The sequence below is a fragment of the Bradyrhizobium sp. WSM4872 genome (assembly GCF_055811715.1).
In genome coordinates, this window is sequence record NZ_JBVVPT010000060.1 from 1 (window position 1) to 7,006 (window position 7,006).

Consider the following 7,006-nt stretch of genomic DNA (forward strand, 5'->3'; position numbering starts at 1 on the left):
CCGAGCCGTACCCGCCGTTCGACTTGCTCCGCCAATACCTTGAAACGCTGCTGCCCGAGCAGGCACGCCTCCCGCTGCCCGGATGGCAGTATGGGCGGCGTCACGGTGAGGTGATAGCGCGCATGCAGGGCCACGGTCTCGGCGATGATCGCGATCTCGCGCTCGAGCCTGGCCATCTGGCCACTGATCCCGTCCAGAGCCTCATGAACGCGCCCCTCGATGGGCGGTGCAGGATTCAGGAATCGTTCAAGCGCCGTCTCGACGACCATGCTCTTGCCGAGCCCCGGGCGTTCGGTCGCAACTTCAAGCCGCTGAAACATGCTCTCGGAGAGCTGAACGGTAACCTTCTTGGTTCGCGCTCTTTCGTTCGGGCTCGGCTGCGCATCGCTGTCGGCTTGATTCACAATCGAGCTGGGCTGGCCTCCAAGCTCTCCATCGATTTGCACTGCTTGTTCACTCCCAATTTGCGGCCGCGACCTGCCCGCGCAGCGCGGTACGCGCGGCGTCGATTTCGGAATCGAAACGGCTGGATCGCCCCCAGCGATGATGGACTTGACACAAGGGCTAATCCGAACGTCACTTCAACCGCTCCGACATCTGTGTCGTTGTCTGGCGTAGCCAAAGAAAGACAAGGCGGTCTCAAGAAGTTTGTAAGCCTGTGTCATTCGCGGGCAGCTAACGGGCTGTTGCAGCGGGCCCGGGCGCCTTGAGTGACGCGCCCATCGCTTGCGCGCTTCGTGGCATGCTGCCGATCTGCGGGTCGACTTATCTGACTCGGCGCCGCACCCATCGCCAGGAGCTGCCAGGGCGCATTGGGGCGCGTGTACTGATTACTCGGGCTTCTCAGAGGCGTGCATGTCGATGCTCACCTCTTTCAGGACGGTGGATCCGCTTGCAAGCCGCCGTCCGATCGCCTCAACAAAGCGATCGTACGTTCCGCGCCCTTGGCGCGCTCGGAGGGCGTTCGCATTTGTTGCGGTATCAATATGTTAGGAAGATCTATCAATCCATAAGGTGCATTTCGCGCCCAAAAGTGCCTTTTGGCCCCTTAGGCCTCAGACAGGTCGGATCTCTTCTTCAATCGTCTTCGCTGCACGAGATCGGATGATAGTGCTGTCCTATCCCGGGTCGGGCTAGCGACTGCTCATACAGTTTGGATACAGGTTCGAGACCCGCCGGGCCCACCAGCAAGATCAATGGCCTAGCAGGATTGCTCACTGTGTCACTAAGCCACCGTATGGTTTTCAGCCTTGCCATCGCCGGGCCGCTTCTCGGCAATAGGTCGTAGTCGTGCCAGTCTTATCACAACGGCCATGGATTGCTGATCGCGCGCGGATGCTCTCCGTCCAAATTCAGCAGGAGATACGGAACGGGGTCGAACATACCCCCTCTGGCCGCCACGATCTCCGCGAGCGCGTTGCGAACGTCATTTTCGGAGCACAATGTCAGAGGGCCGAGAATCGATAACGGGCAACTCTGCTCGTCGACCAGGAGGCGATGGACCGCGCCCATGTGCTTCTGGGCGCCGTTAGTGACCCGCAGGTGATAGACAAAAATCCGAAGTAAGCTCGCGCCACGATGGCTGAAGACGTGTGCCTCATAGGAGCCGCCCTCTTCGCCCCACCACGATAGAATCGGGCTTGTGGCCTCCCAGGTGGGATCGAACCGTTCGAACTGAAGCGTCTCAAGTGTCATGATCGCCTCCCGCATCGGCACCAGCGACGGCGGCGCTGTCGCCGGCGCGGTAAAGAGAGAAGCGCTTGGTGATGCCAGCGAGCCGGTCTCTGTCGGCAAAGACCCCTAGGGCGACATAGTCCAGCTGCTCGGGGGCGGTGTTCCGCACGATCAGCTCTTGCTCAATCGGCTGCCCGGCGTGCATACAAGAAAAGAAAGCGTTGCAAGGAATGCCTTCGCGAATAGCCATCTCGTGGGATTGCCGCAGATGCGCGCTGCTGCGGGCCGCCATGACGATGAGCGGATGATCGGTCAGCAGCGAGACCTGCTGACCCGTAATGTCGTTGAAACGGCGTAGCAACTGATCCATCTCATCGACCTGGCGCGCCAAGCCGATACTGAGATGGCCGCACGCATTCATCTGCGATACCAGTGGGGCACGTTTGTTGAATACCAAAACGAAACGCATGTTTAGTCTCCCTTGCTGGGGTGGTTGGTTTCGGAAGCCGCCGCGATGTCTTCGTGTAAGAGCGAGATGATGCTCGGCTTGTCCGTGGGGCCGCGGGTCAAGAGGCCACCGCTCCGCTCATTCGCCGCGGCATAGTCGGGGTCCTGCATCATCACTCGGTGCGCGCCGCGCAGATTCCAGAACGGGATGCCTGGCCTGAGGTGGTGTACGAGATGCCACCCCTCTCCATGGATGCCGGTGAGAAAGTTCTCGAGCACGGAGCCGGGCCGGTTGCGCGTCATCTCGATTTCGCAATCGAACAACCTGATCAGCGGAAAGTGTTCCGCGATCTCGATGATCCAGTTGATCGCTTGGAAAACCGTGAGGTAGGGCAACAGCCAGAGAATGAAAAAAGTGAGCAACAGACCCGTGTAGGTGAGGACGCTGACTAGGAGTAGCCAAAACGTGAAGAACCCGGCCAACTCAAGCGTCTCCCGGCGCGACATTCCGCGGATCCGCCGCGGCAGCAATCGGTTCATCACGAGGTACGTGAGGTTCTCAGGAATGCGCAGTCCCAGGATTTGAGGGATCAGGTGACGACCCAGGAAGCCGTGACGCCCTTTTTCGAAGAGCCGCTGTTCGATGTAGTTTTGCGCATCGGGGTCGCGCGTCTCGTCACCGAGATAAGGGTGATGGGCCTTGACGTGGCTCTTGTGGTATCGTGTGAAGGTCTGGAAGACGAGCCATCCCGAGACCACCGTACCCAAGACGAAGTTGAGGACGCGGTTTTTGCAAAGCGTCAGGTGCGAGCTTTCATGCAGAAGCGTGGCAAGCGCTCTCTGCCGTGCCCCAATCAACAGGGCCGAGACCGGCAGCCAGAAGATGCTCCAGTGATAAAGGTAAACCGCGAGGACGATGACCGCGATGTCGTAGGCCCACGCAAGCGGACCGTGCCAATTGTCGAGGGTCTGCAGGGGTTTGAGTTGGCGGCCGATCCCTTCGCTGAAGCTATGGGAGCGACGCCGACGGCGCTTGTCATCAGTGGGGTTCATCCGATCCTCCTTGAACTAGCCCAGGAGGATCGTGCGACAAAAACTCGTTATTTTACAAAGACTTATACGGACATTCTTTCACTTGAAAACAGCCCGGAAAGCGAGCGCATTTGACTCAGTAATGCGCAATTCGGGGATGGGTTGGGTGCCTCATGCAAGTCGGTAGTGTTCCTTTGGATTGGTTGTATTGGTAGTTGCAATATCCCATCCGCGCCTCATAATTTGTCTCAATATTGGCTCGGATCGAAATTCAATAAATTACTGTACTTTCAATCACTTAAATGGCGGCGGCCAAGTTGGCCGATGACTTCGGGGGCAGTTGTGGGAGTGAAACCAGGAAGGCCAAAAGCCTCGCCTAAGAAAACAAATGCGGCCAGAGGCCTGGAGGATTGGTATCGCGTCTGCCTAATGATGGAGCGGCACGGCGGGGACGTGAAGGGTTTCGTCAAAGCGTCAGGAATTTCACGAGCAACCCTTCACCGCATCACAACCGGCGCGAGCGTTACTGACAATATCAAAAAAACCATATGTCATGAGCTTAAGTACGATCTCGATGTTTGGAATCCGAGCTCCGACCCAACAAATCCGCTTAAGGATCTCGAGGCAGAGTTTTTCGAGTGGTTGACGGCGGGAAGCAGCAAACGCGCGTTAGCTGTGGGCCCCCCGCCCATCAGAAGTATCGATTTTCTTGCTGCCCCTTCCTCTCCGCTTCTGGGACGCAAGAAAGAGTTGGCTGCAATCGACGATCAGATAGATCAACACGAGCAATGTATCGTAGAAATACACGGTCCATCTGGCTCCGGCAAAACCGAACTCGTGCGCGGATGGTGGGTTAGCTCAGGAAAGAAACGAATTGCTGGACACATCCTAGCGTTCTCATGTCGAAGGATGGGAACGGCCGATGCGCTCTTGGACAAGATACGGAGCCAGCTCGGCTCGGACTCTCCTGATTCCGACTTGCCTTCGCTTCTCTCCGCAGTGGTCTCCCGTGTCCCGCATCGGAGCACCGCGATTGTTCTCGACGATCTCGACTTTCTTTTGCATGGTGGTTGGGCCCACGACGATGCCGAGCCAAAATCTGGTTTGCGTGTCGACCGCGCGGCAATGCGAGAATTCATCAGGCGGCTGGTCCTTGAAGTTAAGCCACTCACCTTGATTGTTACCAGCAGCCACCGCCAGGAACATCTGTTCAACGCTTATCCGGGATACTTGTCGATCGATATCGGTGCCGGCCTCCCTCCTCAAGCTGGTGTTGAACTCGTCCGCGCTCTCCTGAAAGAGCACGGGAAACGTGGACCAATAAGCAAGGAATTATTGGCCGACCTATGTGCCAAGATGCACTGGCAGCCACAGAGCCTCGTTCTCCTTTCTCATTTAATAGAGCAAACCAAACCCTCGGGGTTTCCAGCTCTTCGTAATCTTTTGCCTAGAAGGCAGCAATCGTCGAGCCAGAGACGCAGCGATGACGCCGTGGTAACGTTGCTCAGCAAAGTAAAGCCAGCTTCATTGAATTTTATTCGTGCAGTTGCTCTGTCCGAGAAAGGGTTGAGCACCCCCATGCTCGACCAGCTTATGTCAGATGAAGGTTCCCTCCCCCAGGACAAACGTGTTTTCCAACAGACATGGGAGGCGGACGCAACAAGCATCGACCCGGCCGTAGACGCAACGTTCGGATTGATTAGCCGGATTGCCGATGGAGACGATGGAGATCAACTCGCGCTGTATGATATGCATCTCAGCGTACGTACGCAGGTAATTGCCGATTGGCATCGAACAGACCCATGGAGCTACGAAAGGCTACATAACTGGGTCGCTCGATATTTTTGGGCATCAGCTTTCCCAACAATTGACAGAGGATTCCATCCGAGGCAATTGCCCACCGAGGGACATCGCGCACTGCATGCCCTGATCTGCCTCGTTGAGGCAGCCTATCACTTGGTTCGTAGCGCGGAAGCCTCACTTAAGAATGGTGACCGCTATCAAGACTCGCCGCTGCGAGAAAACGAAGTAAAGCTACAAGACAAAGTTCTCACAGAGCTGGACATACAATATATCTTCAGCGAATACGCTTCTCCTCGCGCACGAATCCAGTTTGCTTTCCGTCGCATCGTTATTCAGCGGGTTGATAGATTCAACGTCGGCGGTAAAAGCTCAAAACATCGGTTCGGTCTCACACGCCGGTTTGGCCGTCACGAAGAGAAGATTCGGTTTCTCGCCTTACTTGCGCCAATTCCTATCCTCGATACAGCAAGCGATACAACTCTTGTTGATCTCATTGATCCTCCAGACCAAGGGCAATTGATGTTTGACTTGGGGCACAATGCGCTCCAGCTAGGCTGGCTCGATACTGCAAGGCGCGCATTTGCGGACGCACGGCAGCGTTCAGAACAAGCGAACCAGCATCTCGATGCGGCGCGTGGAAGCATTTTGGAGGCGAGTACACATCTCGTAAGCGGAGATCTCGGCAAAGCAAACGAGCTACTCATGCTTGCAGAGCCATTTCTTGAGCGTGAGCGGATCCGGACAGCTTCCCTCGAGGAGTCCGAGCGCTTCCAACGAGAAAGAGAGCTCCATGCCATGGAACGACGCCTAGTTTCATTCGTCGCGCGCGGAGCCCTGCTCGCAGGTGACATTGAGCGAGCCCACGATCTACATGGCATTCTCCATGATTTGGCTCAGAAGCAAGGGACCGGAGCCGACCACCATTTTGCACTTATGCGAGAGCACGAAGGCGCGTTTGCGCCTAAGGTGGCGGAAAAGACCGTGGCGATACCGGCGATTGTCTTGCCGGGCGAACGTGGCCGCTTGCACATCGAAACGGAGCTCATCCGTCAGCCGAGCAAGGCCGATTCGATTCTAGGCTATTGGTGGGCCTGCAACGAAGCTGCAGAGCGCGATGGCGTGGAGGTTGAGCGCACGAACCTGCGAATTCTAGAAGCGGCTATTCATCGGATGAGACGTGACCGGGATGCTTTTCAAAAGTCCATTTCCGAGGCAGCTCGACTGACCGAGCAATTTAATGTGCACTTTCCTCTGCGCTTAGAGATGCGATTGGAAAAAACCCGTGGTCGCCTGTGGTTTTTGACAGATCTAAAGCCCGATCTTAAGGCCGAGATCAATCAGATCGACGCGACGATTGAACTGGCACAGGACTACGGTTTCAAGCTTCTCGAATGTGACGCACTGCTCGTTCAAGCGTGGTTGCGCAGGGTATCCGGCGCCACGAAAAACGAACTGGAAGTGTTGACTGAGAGAGCAACACTGCTGATCGATCAGTGCAGGTATCGATTACGTGAACCGGACCTGGAAGCGATCTTGGCAGGCGAACAGCCAAACATGATCCCAACCGTCTGACGCCTTACCCGGTGTGGGCGTCCTGTCATACGCCAGTGTACCTCATAACGATCGCCGGTGCTGAACAATGAATAATTGCCGAAAGGTCGGTAGCGCCGTAGCCGGCCTTCTCAAATTCTTGATACCCTTATTTCAGCCTTGAGGGCGTCCCCACCGTTCGCCCATATCCAATAATTTAAATTAGTCTCGTGAATCTAGAGTTCGCATTGTCAAATCCCTTCGCCATTGAGTGATCGAAAAATCAGCACCGCATCCGCTTCGCCTTGACGAAAAAGGGCATCTAGCGTGCTGGTCACGTTCCTCGGAGTGCTATTCGTTGACCCAGGAGGTCAGCGATCCTCAGCCGCCTATCTGGCCCGCGCCTCAGGCGGCCTGAATAGGCGCTTCACCGTCGGTTCGCCGTAAGCGATGTTCTCAGGCCACGCGCCAGCGTTTTTGGGTAGCGAGATAGGCCCAGGGTAGCAATTCGTCGATCTGG

The 7,006-nt window shown here is 56.3% G+C and carries 5 protein-coding genes; 1 reads left to right on the plus strand and 4 read right to left on the minus strand.

The window, feature by feature from the left end; translation table 11 throughout:
* The 4 genes from AC0L3C_RS36050 to AC0L3C_RS36065 all read right to left on the minus strand — a co-directional run.
* The coding region (locus tag AC0L3C_RS36050; RefSeq protein ID WP_473410392.1) for a ribbon-helix-helix domain-containing protein at nt 1–446 on the minus strand (446 nt) is incomplete at its 3' end.
* An 856-nt stretch (nt 447–1,302) separates the two neighbouring features.
* A complete protein-coding gene (locus AC0L3C_RS36055; RefSeq protein WP_473410393.1) occupies nt 1,303–1,695 on the minus strand; it encodes a hypothetical protein in 393 nt (130 codons plus the stop codon).
* Entirely contained in the window at nt 1,685–2,143 is a 459-nt protein-coding gene (locus AC0L3C_RS36060) for a DUF2000 family protein (RefSeq protein ID WP_473410394.1), read from the minus strand. Before AC0L3C_RS36060 ends, AC0L3C_RS36055 begins: the two co-directional genes overlap by 11 nt.
* Nucleotides 2,144–2,145: 2 nt before the next feature.
* Nucleotides 2,146–3,174 carry a fatty acid desaturase gene (locus AC0L3C_RS36065; RefSeq protein ID WP_473410395.1) on the minus strand — a complete coding sequence of 343 codons (1,029 nt, stop codon included), beginning with the start codon at nt 3,172–3,174 and terminating at the stop codon, nt 2,146–2,148.
* A 432-nt stretch (nt 3,175–3,606) separates the two neighbouring features.
* Here AC0L3C_RS36065 and AC0L3C_RS36070 point away from each other — a divergent pair, with 432 nt between their 5' ends.
* Nucleotides 3,607–6,528, plus strand: a complete 2,922-nt coding sequence (locus tag AC0L3C_RS36070) for an ATP-binding protein (protein WP_473410396.1) — start codon at nt 3,607–3,609, stop codon at nt 6,526–6,528.
* Nucleotides 6,529–7,006: the final 478 nt, after the last annotated feature.

What these genes read in the sequence shown, in the direction of transcription:
- AC0L3C_RS36055 (WP_473410393.1), bottom strand. Translation starts at nt 1,695, where the DNA reads ATGACACTTGAGACGCTTCAGTTCGAACGGTTCGATCCCACCTGGGAG.
- AC0L3C_RS36060 (WP_473410394.1), bottom strand. Translation starts at nt 2,143, where the DNA reads ATGCGTTTCGTTTTGGTATTCAACAAACGTGCCCCACTGGTATCGCAG.
- AC0L3C_RS36065 (WP_473410395.1), bottom strand. Translation starts at nt 3,174, where the DNA reads ATGAACCCCACTGATGACAAGCGCCGTCGGCGTCGCTCCCATAGCTTC.